This is a genomic window from Pedobacter psychroterrae (assembly GCF_004331695.1).
Taxonomy (GTDB): domain Bacteria; phylum Bacteroidota; class Bacteroidia; order Sphingobacteriales; family Sphingobacteriaceae; genus Pedobacter; species Pedobacter psychroterrae.
In genome coordinates this window covers 1-25813 of record NZ_SJSL01000004.1, presented here as the reverse complement: position 1 = coordinate 25813, position 25813 = coordinate 1, and the positions used below count along the sequence as shown (strand labels likewise).

Sequence of the window (25813 nt, the reverse complement as noted above, 5' to 3'; positions counted from 1 at the left end):
TCGTTTACCATTCTGCCACACTGCCATCTGTATGTCGCCACACCGGATTGCGCCAGTTATGTCCTATCGTCGCCATTTTGCGCACATGGTCTTCATTGATTTCTATTCCCAATCCTGGTTTATCAGGAATGTTCACGTATCCATCTTTGTATTCAAATACGGTCTTGTCAGTCAGATAATCCAACAAGTCGCTGCCCTCATTGTAATGGATACCCAGGCTCTGTTCCTGGATAAAGGCATTGTGACAAGTCGCATCCACCTGCAGACAGGCTGCCAGGGCAATCGGTCCCAACGGACAATGCGGCGCAGCCGCAACGTCAAATGCCTCAGCCATAGAAATGATCTTTTTACATTCGGTAATCCCCCCGGCATGCGATACATCGGGCTGGATGATATCTGCATATCCCTGTTTCAACAGGTTCTTAAATTCCCACCTGGAAAACATACGTTCCCCTGTTGCAATCGGGATCGCCACATGGTTGGCGATTTCCCTAAGGTCTTCATTGTTTTCTGATAATACCGGTTCCTCGATAAACATCGGACGGAAGGGCTCCAGTTCCTTAGCCAATATCTTGGCCATCGGTTTGTGTACTCTGCCATGAAAATCGATGCCAATTCCGAAATCCGGGCCACCAGCCTCCCTAACAGCGGCAATCCGGGCAATGGCCTGGTCAATCTTTGCGTAACTGTCTACATACTGCAATTCTTCAGTCGCATTCATTTTAACGGCCAGAAAGCCCTGGTCTTTCATCTTTTTTGCTTCCAGCCCCACTTCTGCCGGACGGTCGCCGCCTATCCAGCTGTATACTTTCATCGTATCGCGGGCTTTGCCACCCATTAGTTGGTAGATCGGCGCATTGTAAAACTTGCCCTTGATGTCCCACAGTGCCTGGTCAATACCCGCTATTGCACTCATTAAAATCGCCCCTCCACGGTAAAAACCCGCACGGTACATCACGTTCCAATGATCTTCTATATGCATCGGGTCTTTGCCGATCAGGTATTCCATCAGCTCATCTACGGCTGCTTTCACAGTCGCAGCCTTGCCTTCTATCACAGGTTCACCCCAGCCTATAATTCCTTCATCAGTTTCTATCTTTAAAAATAGCCAGCGCGGCGGTACCTGAAACAACTCGTAACTTCTAATCTTCATGGTTAAATCGTTTAAATTTGGCTAATTAGTCAGTCCTTCCGATATTGTTTTGGTCGGAATAGTGAACAGCTTGAACAAATGCAGCGGCTTTATCAGTCAGCGCAGCAAGGTATTGTTCGGTTATTTTCTTTTTGGTATCCACAAGTGCGCTGCCAATGCCAAAACCTACAGCGCCTGCTTTGTGGAAATCTGCAATATTCTCGAGAGAAACGCCCCCTGTAGGCATCAAAGGGATCTGAGGCAATGGACCGGCAATGTCTTTCAGATACGCAGGCGAACGGGCAGGAAACACCTTAACGATGTCCGCACCATTTCTATAAGCAGTGAAGATCTCCGTAGCGGTATATGCACCAGGGATACTGACAACACCCAGATCACGCCCCGCCCCAATCACTTCTATATCCATAACAGGCGATAAGATAAACCTGGCGCCCGAATCTACCGCTTTTCTAAGCGTTTCCACATCCAGCACCGTACCTGCACCAATGGTCATTCTGTCACCAAAATGCGCGGCCACCTCTCGGATGACCTGCAGCGGCTCAGCAGAGTTCATCGTGATCTCCAGCAGACGGATACCTCCGGCATAAAGCGCTTCGGCTATTTTAAGCACATCAGCCGGATCTGCTCCACGGATGATGGCGATAATTTTGTGCTCAAGTATTTGTGATATTGCTGACATACTTACGTTAATTGCAATTTCTACCGGTTAATTTCTATTTTTAGCAGATAATCATCAGCTGTGACAAACAAGGTTTTATAATTGTCGGTAAAAGCGCAATTAGACGTTCTTCCGGTAATTTTGATCCGTCCCAAAGCCTTGCCTTCGCTATTGAATACACAGATGCCACCCGAACCAGCTGCAAATACATTACCCTTCTTATCGATCTTCAAACCGTCAAAGGCCCCACCTTCTGCACCATAGGTATCCCGGGTGTTAATAAAGATCCTGCCATTCTGGAAGTCGCCCTTTTTGTCAATATCGTAGACATATAAATACGGTGTATTGCCATCTGAATTAGCAACCAGCACACGTTTTCCATCGGGAAACAGCGCAATGCCGTTGGGTCTGCTTAGTGTATCCGTCATCAGCGTCACCTTACCATCTTTTACTTTATACACACCATGATAGGACAATTCTCTCAAAGGATCATTGACCCCATTCTCTAATCCATAAGGCGGATCTGTGAAATAAATCGTTCCATCACTAGCAACACTGAGGTCATTCGGACTATTGAATTTCTTACCTTCATAACCACCTGCCACCGTAGTGTACTGTGCCTTTGGCTCAGCCAGCGGAGCATCCATACGCGCAATGCGCCTGTCGCCGTGCTGGGCAATCAGCAGCCGCCCTTTATCCAGAGAAAGCCCGTTAGAGCCCAGTTCCTGACCCCGTGTGCCCGACTGCGTGTAACCTGAGGGCTGCAAATACACTTCCTTTCCTTTTTCGGCCGTCCATTTATAAATGGTATTTTTCATCACATCAGAAGCCAGCAACATCTTATGTTTCTCTACCCATACCGGTCCTTCTATCCATTCAAATCCACTGGCGATGACTGCTATTTTAGCCCCCGGACTGACCAACACATCAAATGCAGGATCGAGACTTTGGAGGCTGCCCTGTGGAACCGGAGCAGTTGTTTGGCCCATAGAAGGGCTAACATAAATAAATAAAGCACCTGCCGTCAGACACAGCGATATAAGGCCTTTGAGTTTCATATGATATATATATATCAGAAGTCTACACTGACTCCTTGTTCAAAAAGTAATTGATTTCCAGGTATTTCCTGTTAACCTGCTCTTCTCCTTTTTTCAATTTAAATTCCTTCAACACCCCTGCTACTTTAATTTTCTTGTGTTCAGGTAGCTTTTCTGCATTTTTTGCGTGTGCGATCAGAAAAGTCTCAGACGATAGCTCATCCTTCATCTTGTAAACATCAAAATGGTCAATGATTGGTATCGGAATAAAAGTCATCGCCTTGCCGGTACTGATCGGTACGAGTATAAATCCTGTTAGCTCTGACTTAGATTCTATTAAGGTGGGAAAGCCAGTGATGATCGCATTAGAAGAAATTACGCCTTTACTGTCTGCTTCTGAAGGCAGCAGTTCCTGAGGCTTATACTTTTGGTAACTGCGTTGTAAGTTCTCATCCATTTTTGAAATCACATCGGCCTTTGCCGTTGCGTCCAGACTGGAAATAGACAGTTCAAAAAAGAGCACCGTTTTCTGTCGGTCGTTAAACAATCCGGCTACCTTCCCTATTTCAGCCTGAGAAATTACGCCATCTTCTGCCTCGGTAAAGAAATTATAAAATCGTCCTCCATTGTCCAAAGAAAGGATCGCCTCATCAACTTTTATATATGGTTCTATTAGTTTCATATGCTAATCTGGTTTTAGCTGTCATAAATCAACTGCTACATTCAAATATAAAAGAAAACCCTTCAATAAGCTGTTATAAGGTAAGAAAAAAGCTCTTCAAGCCTCCCTTGATAGTTTTTAAGGCGCGCCCCATGTGCGACTCTACCGTATTCTCCGAAATATTAAGTTCTTCGGCTATCTGCTTCTGGCTCATTCCCTCTTCTCTGCTCAGTTTATAAACCAGCCTGCACTTTTCATGCATTGAATCGACCAGTCTCTGTAATCTTACCTTCACCTCCTGAAATTCCAGCCATTCCTGGGTTGTCAGTATTGTTGCTACAGTAGTTTTTGTCTTGAATCCCATCCTTTCCATTCCTTATTTCGCCATCTTGAGTTTGAAGCCGCAAAGATAGGAATGTTAAACTTACTGGCTATTGGAGTTCCAACAACAAATAGTCATAAAGTAAAAGCGGCCGCCTTTTATTAAGACAGCCGCTTTTACTTTATAGTTTTCCAGAATTAAAAAGACTGATCCTTTGGCTCAAATCCTTCAAATCCAAAGTCTCCTTTAGGATTTGGCCCCCATTTATTCGGTGTTAATTGTCCATCTGTACACATTAGTACGATTAACCATATTGCCCCCACGATAGGGATAAGTCCGATGAGTATAAACCAACCTGATTTGCCAACGTCATGCAGTCTTCTAACGAAAACTGCCAAACTGGGGATAAGAACTATCAAGTTATACAAGAGATATATGTATCCATAGCCCATACTCTGTGAATGGCCACCAAAATCCACATTGAAAGTTGTGCCCAGTATATTATCAATAATCGATGCGATAATTGCAGCTATAATGTTAAAGAGCACGAACATCCAGTATTCCTTTCTTCGGGACCTGCTGCTAAAATCACTGTAGTTTCTTAGAACTTTTAAATACCATTCCATAATTTTTCTTTTAAGGTGTCTATATTTAGTTAATGGCATGGCTTCAACTGAGAGCGCAATACCTGTATCAAATATATTATTATTATTCAATCCATTAAAAAGGATTTTGTCAAATTTAATTCACCTATTGCAAAGGACAACTCCTGACTTGCTTTGGTTTGCTTCTGCGTCTCGTCACCCTATAGATACCATGAGGCAATACTGTCTGAGCCTCGAACAAGTCTTTTGTAATCTCAAAACGTGCCAGTGCTACTGAAACTTGACTTTTATGAATCTCGGACGATATAACTGTGGATATACATTCAGGTCTTTAAAGAAATCAAAAGAGTTGATGTTGTAGCTGATCAGCAACTCTCCTTCTTTCGATAAACTAGGATGTGCCTTTGCATTGTAAGAAAAATAGCTTTTCTGCGTTAGCGAAGGGCTGGTGTCAAATAATTTGATCACTGGTCCAAATGGCCCTTTTGGTGATGCCCCGATTCGCATTGCGACACTCCTGCCCATCCCATTTTGCTGAAACACCAATGCATAGCGGCCATCTTTCAAGGCGGTAAGGCTCAACTCATTGGATACTTGATCGGTTACAGTAGCCGCTTTATGCATATCTGATTGCCAGTTAGTGCCATCAAAGAACCTCCATTTGCTGTAATCTTCAAACTCCTTTGGCAATACCCTTGCTACAAGGAGGTTTTTGGCCTGTCCTTTTACGCCATAGATATATAAGTAACCATCTGGCTGTGGTGCCCCTGCTTTGGCTGTATTGACATAGATACCGGCTCCGTAAGAGCCTGTTTCTCCAGTGGATTTATCGAGGTAGAAAGGTGTATCCTTCTGATCGTAATTTGAAAAAGGTGGTTTCTGGCCTTCGGCAATTTTTATGAGCGTATTTCCTACTTCCGAAAATCCAAAAGTACCGTCGCTCACCGTTTTAACCCGGTATCCAAAGATGTATACCGCATTGTTAAGCTCCTGGTTTACAAAGCCATCTCCCAGCCAATAGTAATCAGTGGAACCGGTGTTGGGAGTTTTCGGATGGAAGACTGATTCCGGTTTTCCATCTTTCATATCCCAGGAAAAGATGATTTTATCGGCTACTGGTTCTTTTCCTTCCAGTATAGCCACAGAATTATGGATCATTTTTGATCCAGGCTGCAGCTTTCCATCAGAGATTTCCCCAAGCATACTGTCGCTAAAGATGAAAAGCGTTTTGTCTTTTTTGCCGGCAGTTTTGGACTCAGCGCCATTGAGGGGAATACTATAGATTCCATCGCCGCCAAACCAGCCCGAGCTGCGGGTAAACAGTTTAGACCATTCGTCTTCGTCGCTGACGGTAAATTTGATATTGGTAAGGTCCTGTGCTCCTGTCTTGTTAAAAAACAGGCCGAGTGGTATCGCGAGTAGGGCAGTTAATGTTCTGGTGTTCATTTTAATAAATGTGTTTAAAACAAACTTACTGAAATAATCACTAATTTTTTACCCTGTTTCGTTCACTTTCTGCCCCATTGGCTTCATGCTTAGAACGGGAAGCATAAGCTTTACCAAATGTGTAATTGAAGGATAGTACCACGTTTCTGGAGTCAGATTTGTTGATCCAGTCTGCATCTGTCTGGGCCAGGTTACTAATGATCCCCGTATTGATCCTGCTGTAAAAGAGGTCGTTCAAACTTAGTTTCAAGGTAGATTTTGGATTCAGTTTCTTTTGCAGCGCTGCATTTGCCGTCCAGATGCGACCGAGGATAAATTGTGCACTGTAAATCCGGTTGCGATAGTTGCCGCTCATTTCTCCGTCCCAGCCTTTGCCTAAAGTGAGGCGCGCATTGGCATTGGTAAAAGTATAGGTGCCGCTAGTATTGAGCTGGCCTGTGTAGAAATCACTTTTAGTAGTGATATTGGTGAGCTCGGTATATAAATTGACATTCAGCCACTTAAATGGATCTAATGAAGCATTGAAAGAGATACTTTTTACAATCACCTTGCCAAGGTTGGAGGGCCTGCTGTAATAGGTGCCATCGCGGATTTCTATGGTTTCGTTGACTTCATCATTGGAATTGGAGTAGCTGACAGTAGTGGTATAATTGTTCATCAGGGTATAACCCAACTCCATACTATGCACGTATGCCGGTCGTAAAAAGGGATTGCCTAAGTAGTAAGTGAACTTGTCAAGCGGCGAAAGAAATGGATTGAGATCCTGATAGTAAGGCCGGTCTATACGGCGGCCGTAGTTAAAGTTCAACTGGTGATTGCTGGCACTGTCCAGCTTATACATCAGGTAAAAGGTCGGGAACAGGCTGGTATAATTCCTGCTAAAAGCAGAGTCCGGCTTGATCTGGTTGCCCAGTTGGTGACCGTCCGACTGGGTGTTTTCTGCCCTTAGCCCGGCCTGTACTGACCAGCGCTTAAACTCCTTGTTCAGGTTGAGGTAAGCTGCACTAATCGTCTCTGAATAAAGAAAATGATTGCTCTTGTCATAGTCCGGTTGGGTAACCTGGTTGAGGGTATAATTATAGTCGGCGGTGTTGTCCGTTTTCGTGTAACTTGCTTTCAATCCTGCAGAGAGCTTCACAGCTGATTTCAGTGGCAGGGAGTAATCTGTTTTAAGAGCATAAATATCAATATTGGCGGGCAGGCGTCCATTCAGTATGTCGTTAGATTTCAGACTGTTGTCAGGATAGAAGCTAAAATTATCGTACTGCTGATCCGTGCGGTTGCGGAAGGTCAGGTAATCCGCATCTGCAGTAATACTATGACCAATCGTGTCAAACTGATGGCGGTAATTGAGGTTGACCCCACCATTATTAAAGCGGATTTCATCTACATTTTTGGCCGTTATAATGGAATCAAGCTGCTTTTGGGAATTGAGCAGGTTGCTGGTATTGTTGTTGGTCTGGGTAGATGATCTATTCATACCGGTAAGGACGATTCCCCATGTGGTGCTGGCAGACTGATAGTAATCTGCGCCGGCCTTTAGATTATAGGTATTGCCGGTTCGGTCAAAATAGCTGTTCTGATTGAAATAGGATTTCGGACTGTTGTCTGCATTTTTATATATGCGATTGATGTCCAGATCAGTAAAGCTATTGTTGTGATTATTGCTAAGGTTTACAAAATAATTTACCTTGCTGTTTCGCATGTTGAAATTGAAGCTATTGGGCGAACGGAATAGCTGCCCCTGGTTTGGGCTCAAGTTTAGACCGCCATTAAAACCCCTTGCCGTACCTTTCTTTGTCTTGATATTGATCACCCCTGCATTACCCGCTGCATCATATCTGGCTGGTGGATTGGTAATGATCTCCAGCTGGTCCAATGAGGAAGCAGGAAGTGACCGGAGGTAATTGGCCAGGTCTTCTCCTGAAAGATAGGTAGGCCTGTCATCTATGAAGATCACCACCCCTTGTTTGCCTTTTAAACTGATGTTGCCGTTCTGGTCTACCTGTACGCCCGGAGACTTTTCCAGTGCCTCCAATGCACTCGCACCGGCGTTGGAGATCAGGGCGTTGACATTGACCACTACCCGGTCCATCTTGCGCACAGAGAAGGCCTTTTTGACATTGATCTTTACTTCCTCCAGGTTTTTGGTCGTATCTGCTTCCTGACTATGTGCAAAAATCGGGGCAATACCTATGCACATGGTCATAAGGACCATTAGTTTTCTGATCGGTGACATGGTTTATTCGGGTTTAAAAGCGCTAAATGGGATGTTGATTAGTCGGTATTTACAGTAGTGGAGATGGTGCCCCTTTTATTTTTCATGTATTTTCCCATGTATTTTTTATGGACTGCGTCTGATTGTTTTACCCCGTTGATGGTGAGTTCCTCCGTATTCATTTTGTAGGTAAAGTTCTTGGTATCTTTCAATAACCCATCTTTAACCAGATCAGCAGTCATATCCGGTGCTTTTGGAGCGCTAGGTGCAGCTGGCGCTGATGGGAAGTTGGGAGCATTAGGTGCTGAAGGAACCCTTGGAGCCCTTGGGGCCTTTGGTGGTGTTGGTGCATTAGGAGCCTTCGGAGCTTGAGGGGCTTTAGGCGCTACGGGCTCCTGAAATTTATCAGAATTACTTACATGTTTTCCCACATCCTCAGCATATCGCTCTGCGTCTCTTAAGTACTGCAGCTTATCTTCCTCATATTTTTTCTTGTCTTCTGCATATTGTTTTTTATCTGCGGCCTGCCTTGCTCTATCGGCTGCGAAGCTGGCTTTGTCTCTTTCAGAGGCTATGGCATGTTCAATCTTCTCATCCAGTTGCTCTTTCTGCTCGTCGGTGTTTGTATTGGTATTACTGGATATCGTAGTTCTTTTAGTAACTGAAGTATTTTTGTTGCGCCATTTCTTTGAGGTGTCCTGAACTACGCTAATAGGCTCCATTAAGGAAACATCCGGTCCCATCATAGGTTCGTCAATCATGCAAAACGGCTGACCGTCGGTGATAAATGGATTATTTACTACAACATGGCCTACTTCCTTATGGCCAGCTACCTGATTGATATTGTTAAATGCTGCCGTAACTGTCAGTGCAGAGATCAGCGTAATGGTTAATATTGTCTTTTCCATCTTATTAAGTGTTGAATTGTTATCAAATATCATGCGGTTTACCCGCTCCTTTAGGTGGTTCTTTTTACCGGTTATGGCCATTGCGTACGATGTATGATCTGTACGGAATTCCTGGCAGGCTATAAGTGCTTTGATGTACTGGTGCTTGTTTTCTATACAGTGCAAAGCCAGGTCATCACAGCAGTTTTCGCGTTCCTCCCGGATCAGCTTCGATATCCACAAAACCCCGGGATTGAAGAAAAACACAATCTCGATCAGGCTCTGGATGATGTTGACCAAATAATCGTTGCGTTTTAAATGGGCCAGTTCGTGACTCAGTATGGCTTCCACTTCTGCGGTAGATATGCCGTTGAGCATTCCGATAGGCATCAGGATAACCGGTTTGAAATAACCTGCTATCATGGGAACTTTGGCTATGCCTGACTGGAAAATACTGATCTTTTTATTGATCCCCAGCTTTTTAGATAATTCTGCAACCTTGTTTTCCCAGAATTTTCCGGCTATAAAAAGTTGGGTACGTTTTAGATAATAAATAGAATGAAGGCCAACCATTAGTTGAATACACTTAGCGCATATTATTAGAAACCAGATCAGTACAATCTGATTAGCATACGAGCTCCACAAACTAACAACTGAATTGATATTGGTCATGAAACTGCTTTCTGTTGCTACGGGGGCTGGAGAATTGGTTTGTTCAGCTATTAAATGCTGCGGAGCAATCTGAGTATTTGAACTGTTTACAGCAGCTATTTTACCAGTCAGCGACTGATAAAACACAAAACCTACGGCCAATACGAATACAAAGAGTAAGGCAGTCAGCAAATTGTAACGTGTGGAAGCGTTACTTTTTTTAGTAGCTACGATTACAATACCTGTCGCCAGAGCGAGAACAAGGCCCATCCATAAGGAATGAAGCAGGGTAAGATAGATGGCATTTTGGACTTCCATGACTTATTTATCTAATTTTTTAAGCATTTCTTTGATCTCTTCAAGGTCCTCTTTAGAGGTTTCACTATTGCCCAACACCTGCATTACCAGTTTAGAAGCAGAACCACGATATAGGGTATGTACAAACCGGTTGAGCAATTGGTCTTTGGTTTTATGTTCGGCTTCTACCGGAATATAGATGTGCTTCATCTGGCTTTCGTCACGTTTCAGTATCCCCTTCTCTACCATGATCTGCATTTGTTTTAAGGTAGAAGTATAATTCACATCGCGTTGCTCATTGAGCTTATCGTTGACGAAACGTACAGTGGCCGGGCCAAATTCCCACAATACCTGTAGGATTTCAAGTTCTGCCCTGGTTGGTTCTGGAATAGAAATATCTGCTTTGTTATGATTCATAAATCAAAGGTAGGATAACTTTCGTACGAACCAAGGAATATTTTAAATATTTTATTGAAAAGGCAATAAGTATACTGTAATACAGACACTTAATATTATACACATTTTCTATTTTAGTATTAGTTGAGCTAGCTGACAAATTTTTAATAATTTTGTCGCATGAAGCTAAAGAGATTGCTTTTCATCCTTTTATTAATAATTGCTACACCGAATTTATTTGCACAGAGCAGTTCAGAACTTAAAAGAAAGAAACAAGCCTTACAACGTGAAATTGAATTACTACAGAAGAATGCGAATAAGGCGGCGACCAATAAAAAGCTAACTTTAAACCAGATCAACAACCTGAATGCACAGATCGGGTTGATGCAGAACAAGATTGAGGTAATAAATTCGGAGATAAAAGGTCTGGATAACCGGATCCATGAAAATACCAATTCAGTAAAAAACCTAAAAGGACAATTGGGCAGTCTGAGGAAGGAATATGCCAATATGATCCGTTTTGCGCAGAGAAACAGAAATTCATATGAGCGTATGATGTTCATTTTCGCCTCAAAAGATTTTTATCAGGCTTATATGCGGATGAAACATATCCAGCAGGTTGGGGCGTATCGAAAAAAACAGGCAGGATATATAGAAGTAAAGGAAAAGAACCTGAAATATGAAATAGTTATTCTTGATAAAAACCTGAAAGAGAAAAGCCATCTCGTGCAGGAACAGCTATCTGAAAAAGATAAACTAGGGCAAAGCAAAAATAAGCAATCTCAGGCACTGACTAAATTTAGCAAGCAGGAACAGCAACTGAAACAAGATATTGTACTGCGTAAAAAGAAGCAGGCAAGCCTGGACAGGGATATCAGCACCGCCATTGCCCGTGAGATTGCTGCGGCAAGAAAAAAAGTAGAGGAAGAGGAACGAAAAGCTGCTGCAAAAGCTAAAGCAGCAAATAAGCCAAAGCCCGTGGTGGCCAAAGCAAAAACAAGTGCGGAATACTTGACAGCAAGTCCTAAAGCTGCTAAGTTATCATCAGATTTTGAGCGCAATCGGGGCTCGTTGCCCTACCCTGTTAACGGAACTATAACAGAAAGGTTTGGTAAGCACATGGAAGGACAGGCAACGTATGTGAACAATGGTGTAAATATAGAAACGTCTGAAGGAGCATCTGTAAAAGCAGTTTTTAATGGCGAGGTACGGTCGGTGGCCTGTCCTGGTGGTACTTGTTATATCCTGATCAAGCATGGCCAGTATTTCACAGTATATCAGAATTTGAAATCTGTAAGCGTTAGCGTGGGCGATAATGTGACTACCAATCAAGCTATTGGCGTGGTAGCCAGTACTTATGGACAAAATATGCTGCAGTTTCAGATCATCAGAAGTAAAGACTTCCTGAATCCGGAAGGATGGATCAGAAAATAAATTTTACCTTTTCCTATCTTTGTATTTATGACAGTTGAAGAATTAGAAGCCGCATTTATAGGGATTGATTTGCCTGAAGAAGCAGAATTGTACCCTGGTGTTATCGTCAGGGATGTTCCCAAGTTTATAGCCAGTCATATTGCAACTATAAAAAATGCAAGTAACGCACGCATGTCTGATGCGTTCGTTGATAGATTGGTACGATTATTGGATATTATCGAGCAGCGTGATAAAGCTGAATAATGCAGCTTCACTGATTTTAGTGGTTTTGAACAATTTACAGGTGTTTTTCAAATAATTGTTCAATTTATATAGGGTCGGTAGAAATATCTTGAGTAAATTTGCATTATAGTAGGCTATTCGCAATGGAAATTATGCAGTTCATTGAAATAAACTGGATTTACAATCAATATTTTGAGATAAATGATTGATTATTTGAGTAATTCAGTTTTATATAGGTATTAAAGCAATGGATTGATGTTTTATAATAGTCATTGAAGTGTTAAAAACTGTTAAAAAGATGTGTGTATATTTTACACTATCATATAAAAATAGTACATTTGTATCGTTGATCAATTGAAGAGATTAACATTATAACTTGAAAACATCTTCCCGCTCAGGGAAATTAGTAACAGACGCTAACTTGGGCATAAGGGGAATTTAAAGAAAAACCCGTTCATACAGGTTTATATTTGGTTAGAATAGAGGAGAGCTCGGATGAGTCGCCTCTTTCTTTTTTTATAGGGGTTTTGTTTTCTAAGATCGTGCAATTACAGGCAGCTGTCCTTCATTTCGTGCTTTTTGCTATACATCAGGCATTGAGTATATTTGGGCTATGAAAAAGGTTCTCTATGTAATATTCTGTTCAATTTTATCATTTGGATGTGGTTTTGGAATAGATACACCTAAACCGACATATATTGGTATCTGGAATAGTAAAAATCCAGAAATGCATCTCGATATAAAAAATATTGATGGCTATGGAGATAGCGTTACTTATAAAGTATCCAAAATCGAGGGGGTAGATTACCTCACAATATCAGATAATGGAACTGTTTCCTCCTTTAAAGTTCAGCGACTATTGGGCACCACTTTATTTTTAAAAGGGCAAAATGGTAAATCTATCATCTTATTAAAAACATTTAAGTCCTCCTGGAGATATTAAACAAATACTGGGCACACTACATTTCATTTAAATTTATAGAGCCACTACTACCCTCTCCCTTCCCTGCTTTGTAATGATCTTTCATCAAATTTATTTGTTCGATCAGTAAATCGTTTGTCTCTTGTTGCAGCCTAATCTGATTCTCCTCATTCTCCACAATAGTATTGATCTTCTAATACCACATGACTACTTCCCTGAGTACCAGTAATATCAAAACATAAAAAAGAAAAGGAATTACCGTCCACATGAGTTCGGTAAAAAACATTAGGTTTACATATTGAATTATTTAGACACCCTAATATATTACTATTTGCATGATTAATAATATATTAGAGTATCTAATATGCATAGCATTTTCGTGAAATTATAAATAAGGACAAGCATCTTCAATCCAAGACAACATTTTAAGCAAGTTGATTGACAGCTTGATCTTACTTTTTGTTGTAGAAGCTCCTATCTATTAATGTAAATTTCCCTTTTGATGTTAAGGAAGCTCTTACTGACTGCTCATCCTGGTTATCAGTGATAATGCAGCTTTGTAGATAGTCAAACAGATACAGAAAATAATCATCACCTATTTTACGATAAGAACCAGTATCTAGACGTCTTAAACTAACATACAGTCCGTTTGCCCTCGCTAATATCTTGACCTCATCAATATTATCAACATTACCGATGAATGATTTAAGTGACTCGTCAGCACGGATGATTTCGACTGTTTTATCCTTACGAAATGCTATAATGTAGTTGTAGCACAATCCAGGCCCGCAACTTAGCAAAAATCCGCTTTCACTATAAATTTTTCTTGCACGCCTTGCATATTTCTTGTCACCGGACTCTGCTACAACTTGCTCCTGTCCATGTTTTAAATAAGCATTCGTATGAACACATCTCCAGTATAAGTATTCGCTCTCTGGAACTATTTTGTCAAACTTTAGATCATTTGAGGCAAAGGGAGTAAATTCCTTTAAGTCGAAATTGCTTTGCTTGGTCTGAGCGTAAGCGGCAGTTGTAAAATACAACATGAATATTAAAAAGTATTTCATAAATAAAGCCAAGTAAACAATTTATATTTTAAGCATTAGCAGAAAGATTTAAAGAAAAAGGTATTACAATTAAAGAGGATAAAATGAAGCGTTTAAAATTCATGTTATTAAGTTTGGTTATACTAATATAATAAATAACATACTAAACCACCTTATGGAAAATAGTTTAAGGATTTTATATTCCACTATTAAAGCGTATCTTGTAAAGGCTATTTCAGTTATGAAGTACTTACTTAAGTTTTTTTTACGTTGTGGCTCATACCAGTTGCTGTGCTTATCTTGCCAAATATGACCTTTAACGACTATATAATCGACAAATTAACATTTTACAAAGTCGTATTCTCTATTTTTTATGCGCTATGTGTGATAAACGCAGGTGATAAGCTTGCTTTTCCTATGCTAATTACATTTATCTTTTACTTCCCAGATTCAAATGCTACGGGATTTAGTATAGCAGGCCTATCAAGTCTCTTTTATCTTTTTTATACAGGATTTTACCATTCTGACAAAGTCTGGAATTATAAATGGACAATTGTCAGTGCTTCAGCGCTCATTTCCATGTTAAGCATGCCAATTTATTGTGCATATATTCAGCGTAGTCCTTTTAGTTTCACAACTATTGGGATAGCATTATTAATGGGAACGCTGATTATTTATGGTTCCGCGTTAAAGCTAAAATTGGTCAGGTCCGAAATGGCGTCAACCGATGAAATTGCCTATGAACCGGATGAATAGTTTAAATGAGCGAAGGCAGATAATTTTTATTTATTGATATATCTCTGATCTGAATAACTCAAATATATAACTGATGGCAGTTCATGAAAAACATAGTTAGTCACCTCGCACAACCACATAGGGTGATTAATCGGCTCGCCCTTGTGTGTTTCCATGATGTAATTACCTCCACCAACCGACGCTGAAAGATCTTCTACAAGCATAATCCTGTCTGCACCTTCAAATGGTTCGTCACTCATCTCCAAATAGCATTCATCTGAATAACCAGAGACTTTATCAAGCATCGTATCAGCACCTTCTACCATTTCCAGATCATCAATATTGCCACCCCATTCGGGCAAATCAATGTACCACCTGCTATCTGCTGTCTTATAAAATCTAAATGTTTCTTTCATTATCCGAATAGCTCCTTTGCTTTCTTGATCGTCTTTTCCAGATCAATACCCTTGCCCAACACTCCTTTAAACAAATCTCCTTCACTTTTCAACCGGTCTGGAGCATTGAATATATGAAAATCCTGCATCTTTAAACCTTTTTTTACTTCATCCCAGTGCAATGGCATAGACACTGTGGCACCTGGCTTCGGTCTTAAGGAGTATGGCCCGGCTATCGTGGCACCCGGCCTGTTCTGTAGGAAGTCCAGGTACATTTTCCCTTTTCTATTGGCAATCATGCGTTCCAAACTGGTGAACTTAGGAATCCTTTTATGGACAATATTTACTAGGATACGGGCGAACAGTTGGCTTTGATCATATGTATACTTGGCCTGCAATGGAATATAGATATGCATACCCGTAGATCCGGAGGTTTTGCAGTACGCTGGCACATCAATTTCATCAAGTACATCTTTAACCGCCAAAGCTGCCTCTACTACCTGGTCAAAGGTATTCTTGTCAGGATCCAGGTCAATCACACAATAATCGGGACTGTCTGGTGAGGAGATCCTGCTAAACCAGGGGTTCATCTCTATGCAACCCAATGAAGCCATCCAAAGCAAAGTAGCTTCGTTATCTCCTACCAGGTATTCCTTTTCTTCATCGCTGTCTGATGTGGTATATGGAAATGTTTTGGCCCAGTCTGGCGCAGTATCTTTCACATTCTTCTGATAGAAACCCTTGCTGTGAATGCCGCCGGGAAAGCGATTGAGCGACATAGGACGGTCTTTTAAATAAGGCAGGATAAAATCGGCGATTTTGTAATAGTAATTGAACATATCTCTTTTACTGATCTTATCTTCAGGCCAGTACAATTTACTCAGGTGTGTGAATTTCAGCTCGTGGCCTTTGACTTTACGTACCTGCGTTTCGTCTTTAGGGTTAAGCAATGTTTTGCGATCCCCATCTTTTGGAGGTTTTATTGCTGCTGAATGTTTATCAGGTTTTTTGTCCCTGGTCGCCTCGCTAACTTCGGCTTCTACTTCAGCAATAACTTTTTCAGTTGAGGCTGCTTTGTCGCGTATTACCTCACGTGCTTTTTTATCTGTCCGCATTCCCTCAAAAGATGGGTGACGAAATACACCGTCTGCAGTTACTTCCGAAAAGGCTACTTCGCACACCAGTTCCGGCTTTAGCCAGGTCGCTTTGGCTTTAGGAGGATTTGGCCGAAAACGGGAGGGCTTGTTTACATCCGGGATTTCTTCAAATGGGCTATCCTTGACAATCAATGGCTTGAACTGTGCCATCATCTCTTTTTGTACTTTATCTGAAAAGCCGGTGCCTACCTTGCCTACATATTGCAGCGCACTGTCTTCGTATACGCCCAGCAGCAGCGAACTGAACTGTTTATTAGTATCTTCATTCTTAGTATACCCTGCTATGATCACTTCCTGTCTTTTATTGATCTTGACTTTTACCCATTCTTTTGATCTCGCGTTCAGAGAATAGGTGCTGTCTTTGCGCTTGGCGATGATGCCTTCCAGGCCCATCTTTTCTGCGGCATGAAAGAACTCGATCCCATTGGCATGGAATACTTTGCCCAGACGGATACGGTCATCATCGGTGGGGAGTACTTGTTCCAATATCGCCTGACGCTGGCTTAGGGGCAGATCCATCAGGTTCTTCCCTTCATACCAAAGTATGTCAAACACATAATAAACCAGCGTACCATCGGCCTCACTTCTCCAGTTCTGCAGGTCGCCGAAGTTAGACACCCCTTTGTCATTGAGTACAATCACCTCTCCGTCCAGCACTGCATTGATCTTAAATTCCTGCAACAGCTCATAAATGGGATAAAACTTATCATTGAAGCTCTTGTTGTTGCGCGACGTAAGTTCAACTTTTCCATTGTTTACAGAAGCGAGCGCCCTATAGCCATCCCATTTTACCTCGTATTGCCAGTCGCTGTCGTCAAAAGGGGCATCCACCAGTGTAGCCAGCATTGGTTTTATTACTGTAGGGATTTTTCCTTTGGGTGCTTTTTTAAGCAGAGCAGGTACGTCGTCAAATTTGGTTTCCTCAGTTTTATCACTATGCCATACTTGGTCACTGTTCTTCTCTACCTGCGCAATGGTCTGCGCTGACAACACCGACTTATCCTTCTTTGTAATATCCTTTACTGATGCAAATTCATCTTTGTGTTTGATGAGCAGCCAGCTATTCTCGGCCATACCATGTGTTTTCACCAGGGCAAACTCTCCTTCTAATTTTTCTCCATGCAATTTGATCTTTAGCGACCCTTCTTTTAATTGCTTCAGCAAATGCTTTTCCTGTGCTTTCTTTCCTTTAATCTCCTCAATAGGTTCATAAGTACCCTGATCCCATACGATTACTGTACCGCCACCGTACTCGCCTTTAGGTATAATACCTTCAAAATCTCTATAGTCAAACGGGTGATCTTCAACCATCATTGCCAGTCTTTTGATTTTAGGGTCGGTAGATGGGCCTTTGGGCACTGCCCAACTCTTCAGCACCCCTTCCATCTCCAACCTAAAGTCGTAATGCAGACGTGTGGCATCATGTTTTTGAATAACAAACATCAGCTTGTTCATCTCTGTGCTCTTCCCTGATTTAGGTTCTTTGGTTTTGGTAAAATCCCTTTTGGAAACGTATTTCTGCAGACTCATGGCAAATATTTAGGTTAACTTAATCCTTCAACAATCCATCATGCAGTATGGTTTTTTAATAAGATTTGGTATAAATAGAAAATAACGAAAATAAATATTGCAATTTATTTGGTTTATACGTTTAAACTTACATATGTTTGTAACACAATAGGGATGATTATAGAGGGGGGAGATTAATTTCGACCTCCTTTATTTTTTTACAGTAAAATCTTCTGGGGAACTTCTGGTTCCATCTTCATGAGTACCATCTACATCTGGGCCTAAATATTAGTTTTTTACCTGATTTCAGGTGATGACATTAAAATGTGTATCTTTCAACTTGAATAATCATCGTTTCTACTCCGTTTATAAAAGGTAACCAGTGAGGAAAACGTGGGTTCTACTTTTGTTTTATATTACCTGTCGATGTTTAGGTAAGCACATTTTTTCTTTGAAAAGTATCTTCCAGCAATAAAGCAATCTCTTTATTGTCCATCTGTTCACGAAATTCTTTGATTTCTTCTTTGGCTGCGTTGAGCAATTTATGATGAAACAGGTAAAACTCATACCTGAACGCATATACATGGTGGTGTGCTTGGTTGTATTCTGATTTTGCTACCTGCAAGTCAGGCAGTACCAGTGCATTTTTAAAGTCCACATACATACATCTCTGCTTCAGGCCGTCTACCTTTTCCCACCAGTTCAAATTATCCCTTCCTTTTACTATGCCGACAAACTCGGCGATCACCATGTTAAAAAGGTATTTTAATGTATACTGTTCTTTAGATTTGGGCAAATTCAGAATCTCTTTTATACCGATCCATACAGAGAAAAAATCTTTTAGTATGGTATGTCTGGCGTTGTTCTTTGAGAATAAAATATCGTATCCAATGGCATAATTTACATCGATCTCTTTGCTTTTAAGCATAAGCACAGTGGCTTTGACCAGTTCTTCAGCCCCAAGTATTAAATGGGCAACGGCATTGGGAAATTCATTGATGGTAGCAATGTGGTGCGCGACTGCAAAATGGCGCTCCGCATTGTCAATTAGTGATGGAAATACCTCTGCACATTCTTTCGCATTCAAGCTGTCAAATCCCCGCTCCTGCTCCATAATTATTCTTCCATAAATGAACTGTTCTATTTAAATGCAAAATACTAATTTAACTTATAAGCTAAAGGAAATGGGAATATTATATTTTACCCGTACCGGTTTACCATTTTGTACACCCGGTTTCCACTTAGGCATGTTAGCTACCGTCTCCACTGCTGCTTCGTCACAACCACCCCCTATTCCCTTTTCCACTTTCACATGCGCTACAGAACCGTCTTCTGTGATGACAAAAGAAATAAATACCTTGCCGCTGATACCCTGATCTTTTGCCTCTTGCGGATAATGTAAATTGTCGCGCAGGTAAGCGTATAATGCCGGCATACCATCACCGAACTGAGGAGGAGTATCTATAAAAGTAACTGGCCGGGCATCCTTACGCTCCGCAGATGTCGGATGGGTGAATGGCTGTTCGATTTTAATGACAGAAAAGATGTTGGGATCTTTAGAAGAATAAATGAGCTTCACCCTGTCATACTTTTTGATATGTGCTTTTTTATTATCCAGATCCTGATAAACCTCCTGTCCATCTGCACGATAGGCTAATGTGGCCAGCTTACGATCCCTGCCTTTCGTACTATATCTGGTATAAACATTTACAATCTGACCTTGCGTGATGACTCCATATTTTTCTACTTGCTGGTTGATGTACATGACACGCAATTGTTGGGCGCCCATTATTCCTGCAACAGCAATCCCAACAGACAATACCAATAGCATAAAATAGCCAAATTTATTTTTTTCACCTACACTGATCCAGGTAAATACGATAGCCAAAATCAAAACAACTGCCAGGGCACCTATATATGAAGCGTTTCCCCAGGGAAATACAAACACTCGGCAATAAAAGCAAGCAAGGAGTAAAATGACATATACAATGGTGGAGACTATTTTATTAGTCGGGTTTAACAGTTTGGTTTCTTTGATGTCCATATATGAAAGCGATAATTATGGTCCTAAAATAATAATATATCCATAAACTCGGATAAGATAACTGATATGCTAATTTGATATTGGTAAACCGTTTTATCAATTTATATCATATAAATTGTTTCGTTAAAGAATATTTTATACCTTGGATTTCCTAATAAGCCAAATATTATGATTGACGAGCCTCAAAATCCAAGACAACACCTTGTTAACGCTGTAAAAAAGCAACCCTCCCAGATCAATAGTTAATTGAACTTCAAGAATGGTTATTGCTAAATTAAAATAGCTAAATCGTTATAGTGTCCTGCAATCTATTACTAACCAAATAAATCAATTATGTTTAAAAAAAATCATGCCCTCATTGCAATCATCCTTTTTGTGTGTCAGCTGTCACTCCCGGGCTGCTCCAAAGAAGAGCCCACCTTCACTATCGTCGAACTGGCCCTGGATAAATCCAGTGTGGCCCTTACCCCCGACAATACCACAAGTGTTAATATAGTCACCGGCAATGGTGACTACACTGCGGTATCATCAGATGACAACATCGCTAAGGCGGTTATCTCAGGAGACGTCATCACCATCACGGCAACCAGCAAACAGGAAAGAGCCAATGCAGTGATTGTAATAACAGATAAGGCCTTTAAAAGAACTAGTATTGATGTAGAAATAGCCAAAGTGTTTGACTTGACACTCGATAAAACTGAAGCAGCACTGGAAGTCGGGGTAGCAGGTAAAAATGAAGCAGAAGTAACCATCAATACGGGAAACTTTGGATACAATACTGAACTGCTTACCAATTCAGCCCAGTTTGTAGAACTCGATAAATCAAAACTGGAATCTCATGGAAGATTTAAAGTAAAGGCCACAGCTGCAGGTATAGCCAAAGTGAAGATTACAGATGCCAAAGGCAAGGAAGCGACCATCACACTCAACATCACTGCTCCATCCGGTCTGGCCGTTGATAAAACCTCCATCACTTTAGATGCAGTTCAGGGAAGCGACATCGTTACCGTAAGTTCAGGGAATGGCGGTTATAAGGTTGCTGTAACCAATCCGCTGGTAGCCAAAGCTTCTGTAAATGGAAATGCCATTACCATAAAAGGCAAGATCAATGGAACGACTACAGTCATCATAGAAGATAAAAAAGGTCAGAAATCGACCATTAATATTACGGTTGCAGGTCCTGCGTACGCTATGAACCTGAGTGACCAATACTTTGGCTATGCTAATTTCAGCGACATTGCTATTGTAGATAAATCGGTAACTACCCTAAAACAGGTAACTTTCGAAATGACCTGCAAGATGGACGGGTACCGCGGACTGCAAACTTTTATGGGACTGGAAGGTAATCTGCTGATTAGGGGTAAAAACGATGATTTCCGGCCTACTCACCCACTTCAAATAGTTGGTCTGGGCGATAAGATCACTTTGGAAAGTACCAAAAGCTTTAACCTGAATGAATGGATGAGCATTGCCTTGGTGGTAGACTGCGAAAAAACAACCGTACAGGAAAAGTATAAGCTGTACATAAATGGCGTACAGGACGTACTGATTGTGGCCAGACAGGATGAAACACATTCAGTAGTAAACCTGACCAGCAGTTCAGACGGCAACAGGTTTGAGATAGGACGTGCATTCGGACAGGATTTCAGGGCCATGAAAGGCGCTGTATCTGAAGCGAGGGTCTGGACAGTAGCACGTAGCGGCCAACAGATCAAGGACAATCTATGCGGATTAACAGGAACCCAAACCGGACTGCTTGCCCGCTGGAACTTTACTGCTGGTGTGGAAACTGGTCATATCCAAGACAGCAATGGTGGCAAATATGAAACCAACCTGATCCTTGCCAATGCTAAACTTGGCGGAAACTACACCCAGGTTAAGGTTCCTAAAAGTGTTTTTGTAAGCAAAGGATGCCCTAACTAATCAGCAGATGATCAATTACAACCCATCTATACACCCTATAAAGAAATTATCAATGAAAAGAATTCCCCTCATACTACTCTTCATCTATGCTACTGTACTGGTCTCCTGCAAAAAAGATGGCATAATAGCACTACCGGAAGACACCATTGGAAAAACTGTAAAACCAGTTTCCAAACTAAAAGCGGCTGCTACAAGCAATGAAAAGGAACTGGAAATAAGCTGGACCAACCCTGAGGATGAGTCCATCATCAAAGCAGAGATCGCCTATAGGCCCACTACTACCGGTGCAAGCGCCAGCCCAAACCCTGTTATGATCAATGTAACTTCCGGATCTGAATCCAAACTGACCATCCGTGTTCCTGCTACCATTAAGTATACCATAACTGTGGTGGTGATCAACAAAGCAGGGATAAAATCAGCTCAGACCACTGCTGACGCTACACCATACAGTCCGGCAGTGGCAGACCTTGCTCCCATTTTTCTGAAGCGTGCGGATACCCTTATGACATCCATGGTAAAATTGTACCTCGACGGCATGCCCAGAGATATCTGGAGCGCCAGTTACCCGCGGGCTTCCGGCTATTGGGATGGCGCAGCAGTAATATGGGGTCATGGAGGTGCGTTCTCCGGCTACGCTGCATTAAAAGAAGCGGCTGAGCACTATCCAGCATATAAAACAAAAATTGCCAGTCTGTATGACAACAGGTTGTTAAAGGGAATTGATGACTTCCGCAACACTAGAAATGGCAGACCTGAGGCCTACGCAGTATATCCCGGAGACGGCGACGAGCGGTTTTATGATGACAATATCTGGGTTGGAATTGACATGGTAGACCTATACATGCTCACAAAAAGCCCTGTATATCTGGCCAGGGCCAAGATCGTATGGAACTTTATCCTTGCTGGTACTGACGCTAAAATGGGCGGTGGAGTATACTGGAAAGAGGATGGTAATTCTAAAAACACCTGTTCCACTGCTCCTGCGGCCGTATTGGCAGCAAAGCTATATCAGGCAACCAATGAAACCACTTATTTAAATAGTGCAAAAAGCTTGTACACCTGGGTAAAAAATACACTGCAGGACCCGTTAGACTACTTATACTGGGACAATGTACACTTATCTGATGAGGGCAATCCAAACTCTGCGCTGGTTATCTCCAAAGAGAAATACGCTTACAATTCTGGTCAGCCAATGCAGATTGCTTCCCTTTTATACAAGATCACTGGTGAAGCGCATTACCTGACCGAAGCTCAGAACATTGCCAAAGCTGCTTACAAAAAGTGGTTTATACCATTCAATTCCTACACATTGGGAGAGTCATTCCGTATTCTGGAACCCGGACACGTATGGTTTCAGGCAATCATGTTCAGAGGCTTCATAGAGTTGTATAAGTTAGATGGAAATACGACCTATGTCAATGCTTATAAAAAGACAATGGCCAATGCATGGTTATCCGGCGCCCGCAATAAAACCACCCATCTGATCAATGGTGATTTCAGAGGTGGCGGCGCAACGCAAACCAGCTATGACATCTTGCATCAGGGAGCCTGTCTGGAAATGCTGGCACGCCTGGCTTCACTGGAGCATGAAGGGTTGTAAGAGGTAGTTTTCTTTAATTCCTAAAAAATCGCTGTGTATCCTGCCAAGATGCACAGCGATTTTGTTTGTGAACTATTTTTTATGAACTAATTGAATCTTGATAATTTAATTAAGGTCTTTTTTTATTTGAATATTATTTAAGATATTGTATATCAGTAAACAAACCAATCAAACCATGACCACCAAACTAGGATTCACCAAAATGACAATCCAGGAATTTGCCACCTGGATCAAGTCAATTCATGTTGCACGTACCATCAACACCATACAGCAGCATCATACTTACATTCCCTCCTATACTGACTTCAGAGGCACAAATCATTTTGAAATGCAGCAGAGCATGAAAAACCACCACATTAACAGCAATGGATGGAGCGATATTGGTCAGCAGTTCAGCACATTTCCTGATGGGTCGATCTTAACAGGTCGTTCGCTGGAGAAAACACCGGCCTGTATCTATGGACAAAATGCCAATGCTATCTGTATTGAACATGTAGGAAACTTTGACCTTTCGGGCGACACCATGACTCCCGCACACCGCGATACCATCATCCAGATGACCGCAATCTTGTGCACCAGGTTTAATCTGGCTGTTGACACAAACAGAATTGTATATCATCATTGGTTTAACCTCGAGACTGGAGCTCGCAATAATGGAACCGGAAAAAACAAAACATGCCCCGGCACAAACTTCTTTGGCGGAAATAAGGTGGCACACTGTGAAGCGAACTTTTTACCTCTGGTAGCACAACAGATCAGTGGTCAGCCAGTAGTCCCTCCTACTATTGTAACAAATCCTATAAAATATGCATGCGTAAATACCGCCAGTCTGAATGTTCGTATAGCCGCTAATGCTTCTTCTGCAAAAGCCGATAGGGACCCGGTTACCTTAGGCGCCTTACTGAGGGTTTTCGCTGAGCAAAACGGCTGGTACAAGATTTCGTCCAGCAAAGATTACTGGGTGTCCGCAACCTACACCTACGAGGTCAAAAGAGCAATTGTAGATGCCAATTCGCTAAACATTAGAACTGGTCCCGCGGCTACCTTTGCTAAAGTCGGCAGCTATACCAAAGGGCAAGAGCTTTTTATAGAAAAAGAGCAGAACAACTGGTGTAAAATAAATATGGAAGCTAAGTGGGTGAGTAAAGATTATCTGGTTTTTTGAGAGGTGGAAATAACCCATAGCACTATTTTTTGTAGCTTTCTTTCCTGCTCCTGGATGCATGTAGCAAAGAAAGAAAGCTACAGAAATTCTCTATTTCACAAACCAAAAAGTCAGGAATGCCAATTCTTTAGTCGTAAGATTAAGCTGCTTTACGGCGTGAAAAAAGTCATCTTCCGACAAGATTGACAAATCACTTTTATCAACTGATGCAGAGGTGTATAAAACTTCGTTCATATGCTGCTCTTTGATCCTCTGTGTAACCCTCCCAAAAAATCGGACTGTGTAAAAGGCGAAAATTCGTAACTTTAAAACAGTAAGATGAAAAAGTCAAAAATTACCTAAGCACAGATCGTAGCAGCGATCAAAGAACATGAAGCAGGTAAAACAGCAGCTGATATCTGCCGTGGTCTTGGCGTACACCAGGCCACGTTCTACAATTGGAAGAAAAAATATTCAGGGATGGATAACCAGGAGCTCCGTCGGCTCAAAGAGCTGGAGGAGGAAAACCGAAGGCTGAAGCACATGTATGCTAAACTTGCTCTGGATAATAAGATACTGAAAGACGTGTTGTCAAAAAAGTTCTAAAGCCCTGCCAGCGAAAGGATATGGCTGCTTATGTGATGGCTGAACATCATACAAGCATTAGCAGGGCTTGCAAGGTAATTTGCCTGCCTAAGTCCATGTATTATTATAAAAAGGTTAAAGATGATAGCGCAACTATTCTGAAGCTCCAGGAACTGGCGGAGAAACATCCTACAGAAGGACAGGATTTGTATTATAGTCGTATCCGCAGAGAAGGACTAGGATGGAATTATAAACGGGTGCGCCGTGTTTATCTGATGTTAGGTATGAATCGTGGCAGGAAGGTACGCAAACGAATTCCTGAGCGCGTTAAACAACCATTGTTGCAACCTGAGGGACCTGGAGAAACCTGGTCATTGGATTTCATGAGTGATGTACTCACCAATAACAGAAAGTTCAGAACCTTTAATGTAATAGATAATTATAACCGACAGGCCATCGCAGTGGAGGTGTCTATTCCTAAAATTGCCTTACCAAATTCGGACTAACCATTTAACTTTATATTACTATGGAAAAACCGAGAAAAGGGACACAGACAGGGACATTTGTTACCTATGAGGATTCTTTTAAAATTGCCGTTGCCCGGGAATACCTTGAAGGCAAACTGAGCCAGGCGCAGCTTGGCCGTAAGTATGGGCTTAGCAGCGGCGAAGTAGTTCGCTATTTCGTGAACTGGTACAAAAAGTACATCAGCCAGGCCGAGGTTTGGGAGTCGGGCAGCCCGCTTGCGTCAAATGCTGATCAGGGT

Annotated in this window: 25 protein-coding genes and 1 pseudogene; 10 read left to right on the top strand and 16 right to left on the bottom strand. The window is 41.8% G+C overall.

Annotation, left to right across the window (positions count from 1 at the left end; genetic code table 11):
• Window positions 1-4 precede the first annotated feature (4 nt).
• From dgoD to EZ437_RS15165, 10 genes are all read right to left on the bottom strand, one after another.
• Entirely contained in the window at window positions 5-1153 is a 1149-nt protein-coding gene (dgoD, locus tag EZ437_RS15210; protein ID WP_131596920.1) for a galactonate dehydratase, read from the bottom strand.
• A gap of 25 nt (window positions 1154-1178) precedes the next feature.
• Complete coding sequence (locus EZ437_RS15205) at window positions 1179-1832, bottom strand: bifunctional 4-hydroxy-2-oxoglutarate aldolase/2-dehydro-3-deoxy-phosphogluconate aldolase (RefSeq protein ID WP_131596919.1); 654 nt, start codon at window positions 1830-1832, stop codon at window positions 1179-1181.
• A gap of 20 nt (window positions 1833-1852) precedes the next feature.
• Window positions 1853-2869: an SMP-30/gluconolactonase/LRE family protein gene (locus tag EZ437_RS15200; protein WP_131596918.1), complete on the bottom strand. Its 1017-nt coding sequence runs from the start codon at window positions 2867-2869 to the stop codon at window positions 1853-1855.
• A gap of 22 nt (window positions 2870-2891) precedes the next feature.
• Window positions 2892-3530 (bottom strand): hypothetical protein, encoded by a 639-nt coding sequence (locus EZ437_RS15195; RefSeq protein ID WP_131596917.1) that lies wholly within the window; start codon window positions 3528-3530, stop codon window positions 2892-2894.
• 73 nt (window positions 3531-3603) lie between these two features.
• Window positions 3604-3882: a sigma-70 family RNA polymerase sigma factor gene (locus EZ437_RS15190; protein WP_131596916.1), complete on the bottom strand. Its 279-nt coding sequence runs from the start codon at window positions 3880-3882 to the stop codon at window positions 3604-3606.
• A gap of 146 nt (window positions 3883-4028) precedes the next feature.
• Entirely contained in the window at window positions 4029-4547 is a 519-nt protein-coding gene (locus EZ437_RS15185; RefSeq protein ID WP_205942728.1) for a DUF805 domain-containing protein, read from the bottom strand.
• Window positions 4548-4706: 159 nt separating this feature from the next.
• Window positions 4707-5882 carry a DUF4185 domain-containing protein gene (locus EZ437_RS15180; protein ID WP_131596915.1) on the bottom strand — a complete coding sequence of 392 codons (1176 nt, stop codon included), beginning with the start codon at window positions 5880-5882 and terminating at the stop codon, window positions 4707-4709.
• Window positions 5883-5922: 40 nt separating this feature from the next.
• Window positions 5923-8121, bottom strand: a complete 2199-nt coding sequence (locus EZ437_RS15175; RefSeq protein ID WP_131596914.1) for an outer membrane beta-barrel family protein — start codon at window positions 8119-8121, stop codon at window positions 5923-5925.
• A 38-nt stretch (window positions 8122-8159) separates the two neighbouring features.
• Entirely contained in the window at window positions 8160-9956 is a 1797-nt protein-coding gene (locus tag EZ437_RS21970; protein WP_131596913.1) for a M56 family metallopeptidase, read from the bottom strand.
• A 3-nt stretch (window positions 9957-9959) separates the two neighbouring features.
• On the bottom strand, window positions 9960-10352 hold the full coding sequence (locus EZ437_RS15165; RefSeq protein ID WP_131596912.1) for a BlaI/MecI/CopY family transcriptional regulator: 393 nt from the start codon (window positions 10350-10352) through the stop codon (window positions 9960-9962).
• Between the two features lie 159 nt (window positions 10353-10511).
• Between EZ437_RS15165 and EZ437_RS15160 the strand changes: the two genes are divergently transcribed.
• From EZ437_RS15160 to EZ437_RS15150, 3 genes are all read left to right on the top strand, one after another.
• Entirely contained in the window at window positions 10512-11765 is a 1254-nt protein-coding gene (locus EZ437_RS15160; RefSeq protein ID WP_131596911.1) for a murein hydrolase activator EnvC family protein, read from the top strand.
• 27 nt (window positions 11766-11792) lie between these two features.
• Window positions 11793-12008: a DUF6965 family protein gene (locus tag EZ437_RS15155; RefSeq protein WP_131596910.1), complete on the top strand. Its 216-nt coding sequence runs from the start codon at window positions 11793-11795 to the stop codon at window positions 12006-12008.
• A gap of 592 nt (window positions 12009-12600) precedes the next feature.
• Window positions 12601-12930, top strand: a complete 330-nt coding sequence (locus tag EZ437_RS15150) for a hypothetical protein (protein ID WP_131596909.1) — start codon at window positions 12601-12603, stop codon at window positions 12928-12930.
• Window positions 12931-13361: 431 nt separating this feature from the next.
• Here EZ437_RS15150 and EZ437_RS15145 read toward each other — a convergent pair whose 3' ends face one another.
• Window positions 13362-13955: a hypothetical protein gene (locus tag EZ437_RS15145; RefSeq protein WP_165500434.1), complete on the bottom strand. Its 594-nt coding sequence runs from the start codon at window positions 13953-13955 to the stop codon at window positions 13362-13364.
• Window positions 13956-14264: 309 nt separating this feature from the next.
• Between EZ437_RS15145 and EZ437_RS15140 the strand changes: the two genes are divergently transcribed.
• The gene (locus tag EZ437_RS15140) at window positions 14265-14711 is read left to right on the top strand and encodes a hypothetical protein (RefSeq protein WP_131596907.1); all 447 of its coding nucleotides are present in this window, start codon (window positions 14265-14267) and stop codon (window positions 14709-14711) included.
• Between the two features lie 26 nt (window positions 14712-14737).
• Here the strand turns inward: EZ437_RS15140 and EZ437_RS15135 are convergent, their stop codons facing one another.
• The 4 genes from EZ437_RS15135 to EZ437_RS15120 all read right to left on the bottom strand — a co-directional run bounded on the left by EZ437_RS15135 (window position 14738) and on the right by EZ437_RS15120 (window position 19795).
• The gene (locus tag EZ437_RS15135) at window positions 14738-15106 is read right to left on the bottom strand and encodes a DUF6717 family protein (protein WP_131596906.1); all 369 of its coding nucleotides are present in this window, start codon (window positions 15104-15106) and stop codon (window positions 14738-14740) included.
• Window positions 15106-17772, bottom strand: coding sequence for a DNA ligase D (ligD, locus tag EZ437_RS15130; protein ID WP_131596905.1), 2667 nt, complete (start codon window positions 17770-17772; stop codon window positions 15106-15108). The genes EZ437_RS15135 and ligD overlap by 1 nt, the downstream gene beginning before the upstream one ends.
• A 409-nt stretch (window positions 17773-18181) precedes the next feature.
• Window positions 18182-18865, bottom strand: coding sequence for an AbiV family abortive infection protein (locus EZ437_RS15125; RefSeq protein WP_131596904.1), 684 nt, complete (start codon window positions 18863-18865; stop codon window positions 18182-18184).
• 54 nt (window positions 18866-18919) lie between these two features.
• Window positions 18920-19795, bottom strand: a complete 876-nt coding sequence (locus tag EZ437_RS15120; protein WP_205942727.1) for an energy transducer TonB — start codon at window positions 19793-19795, stop codon at window positions 18920-18922.
• A 333-nt stretch (window positions 19796-20128) separates the two neighbouring features.
• On the opposite strand from EZ437_RS15120, the gene EZ437_RS15115 reads away from it, so the two are divergent.
• From EZ437_RS15115 to EZ437_RS15105, 3 genes are all read left to right on the top strand, one after another.
• A complete protein-coding gene (locus tag EZ437_RS15115; protein ID WP_131596903.1) occupies window positions 20129-21718 on the top strand; it encodes a LamG-like jellyroll fold domain-containing protein in 1590 nt (529 codons plus the stop codon).
• Window positions 21719-21770: 52 nt separating this feature from the next.
• The gene (locus tag EZ437_RS15110; RefSeq protein ID WP_131596902.1) at window positions 21771-23318 is read left to right on the top strand and encodes a glycoside hydrolase family 76 protein; all 1548 of its coding nucleotides are present in this window, start codon (window positions 21771-21773) and stop codon (window positions 23316-23318) included.
• 175 nt (window positions 23319-23493) lie between these two features.
• Window positions 23494-24483, top strand: coding sequence for an SH3 domain-containing protein (locus EZ437_RS15105; protein WP_131596901.1), 990 nt, complete (start codon window positions 23494-23496; stop codon window positions 24481-24483).
• Between the two features lie 90 nt (window positions 24484-24573).
• Here the strand turns inward: EZ437_RS15105 and EZ437_RS21645 are convergent, their stop codons facing one another.
• On the bottom strand, window positions 24574-24717 hold the full coding sequence (locus tag EZ437_RS21645; RefSeq protein ID WP_165500433.1) for a hypothetical protein: 144 nt from the start codon (window positions 24715-24717) through the stop codon (window positions 24574-24576).
• 114 nt (window positions 24718-24831) lie between these two features.
• Here EZ437_RS21645 and EZ437_RS15100 point away from each other — a divergent pair, with 114 nt between their 5' ends.
• The 3 genes and pseudogenes from EZ437_RS15100 to EZ437_RS15090 form a co-directional block, all read left to right on the top strand.
• Window positions 24832-25068 carry a transposase gene (locus tag EZ437_RS15100; protein WP_131596900.1) on the top strand — a complete coding sequence of 79 codons (237 nt, stop codon included), beginning with the start codon at window positions 24832-24834 and terminating at the stop codon, window positions 25066-25068.
• Between the two features lie 35 nt (window positions 25069-25103).
• The gene (locus EZ437_RS15095; protein WP_165500432.1) at window positions 25104-25553 is read left to right on the top strand and encodes a hypothetical protein; all 450 of its coding nucleotides are present in this window, start codon (window positions 25104-25106) and stop codon (window positions 25551-25553) included.
• A gap of 20 nt (window positions 25554-25573) precedes the next feature.
• Window positions 25574-25813, top strand: a pseudogene (locus EZ437_RS15090) (hypothetical protein); the annotation flags it as partial.

Coding starts and splice junctions, on each gene's coding strand:
- EZ437_RS15205 (WP_131596919.1), bottom strand. CDS start 1,832: ATGTCAGCAATATCACAAATACTTGAGCACAAAATTATCGCCATCATC.
- EZ437_RS21970 (WP_131596913.1), bottom strand. CDS start 9,956: ATGGAAGTCCAAAATGCCATCTATCTTACCCTGCTTCATTCCTTATGG.
- EZ437_RS15200 (WP_131596918.1), bottom strand. CDS start 2,869: ATGAAACTCAAAGGCCTTATATCGCTGTGTCTGACGGCAGGTGCTTTA.
- EZ437_RS15110 (WP_131596902.1), top strand. CDS start 21,771: ATGAAAAGAATTCCCCTCATACTACTCTTCATCTATGCTACTGTACTG.
- EZ437_RS15160 (WP_131596911.1), top strand. CDS start 10,512: ATGAAGCTAAAGAGATTGCTTTTCATCCTTTTATTAATAATTGCTACA.
- EZ437_RS15145 (WP_165500434.1), bottom strand. CDS start 13,955: ATGTTGTATTTTACAACTGCCGCTTACGCTCAGACCAAGCAAAGCAAT.
- EZ437_RS15135 (WP_131596906.1), bottom strand. CDS start 15,106: ATGAAAGAAACATTTAGATTTTATAAGACAGCAGATAGCAGGTGGTAC.
- EZ437_RS15125 (WP_131596904.1), bottom strand. CDS start 18,865: ATGGAGCAGGAGCGGGGATTTGACAGCTTGAATGCGAAAGAATGTGCA.
- EZ437_RS15115 (WP_131596903.1), top strand. CDS start 20,129: ATGTTTAAAAAAAATCATGCCCTCATTGCAATCATCCTTTTTGTGTGT.
- EZ437_RS15165 (WP_131596912.1), bottom strand. CDS start 10,352: ATGAATCATAACAAAGCAGATATTTCTATTCCAGAACCAACCAGGGCA.
- EZ437_RS15105 (WP_131596901.1), top strand. CDS start 23,494: ATGACCACCAAACTAGGATTCACCAAAATGACAATCCAGGAATTTGCC.
- EZ437_RS15120 (WP_205942727.1), bottom strand. CDS start 19,795: ATGGACATCAAAGAAACCAAACTGTTAAACCCGACTAATAAAATAGTC.
- ligD (WP_131596905.1), bottom strand. CDS start 17,772: ATGAGTCTGCAGAAATACGTTTCCAAAAGGGATTTTACCAAAACCAAA.
- EZ437_RS15195 (WP_131596917.1), bottom strand. CDS start 3,530: ATGAAACTAATAGAACCATATATAAAAGTTGATGAGGCGATCCTTTCT.
- EZ437_RS15155 (WP_131596910.1), top strand. CDS start 11,793: ATGACAGTTGAAGAATTAGAAGCCGCATTTATAGGGATTGATTTGCCT.
- EZ437_RS15150 (WP_131596909.1), top strand. CDS start 12,601: ATGAAAAAGGTTCTCTATGTAATATTCTGTTCAATTTTATCATTTGGA.
- EZ437_RS15140 (WP_131596907.1), top strand. CDS start 14,265: ATGACCTTTAACGACTATATAATCGACAAATTAACATTTTACAAAGTC.
- EZ437_RS15190 (WP_131596916.1), bottom strand. CDS start 3,882: ATGGAAAGGATGGGATTCAAGACAAAAACTACTGTAGCAACAATACTG.
- EZ437_RS15175 (WP_131596914.1), bottom strand. CDS start 8,121: ATGTCACCGATCAGAAAACTAATGGTCCTTATGACCATGTGCATAGGT.
- dgoD (WP_131596920.1), bottom strand. CDS start 1,153: ATGAAGATTAGAAGTTACGAGTTGTTTCAGGTACCGCCGCGCTGGCTA.
- EZ437_RS15095 (WP_165500432.1), top strand. CDS start 25,104: ATGGCTGAACATCATACAAGCATTAGCAGGGCTTGCAAGGTAATTTGC.
- EZ437_RS21645 (WP_165500433.1), bottom strand. CDS start 24,717: ATGAACGAAGTTTTATACACCTCTGCATCAGTTGATAAAAGTGATTTG.
- EZ437_RS15180 (WP_131596915.1), bottom strand. CDS start 5,882: ATGAACACCAGAACATTAACTGCCCTACTCGCGATACCACTCGGCCTG.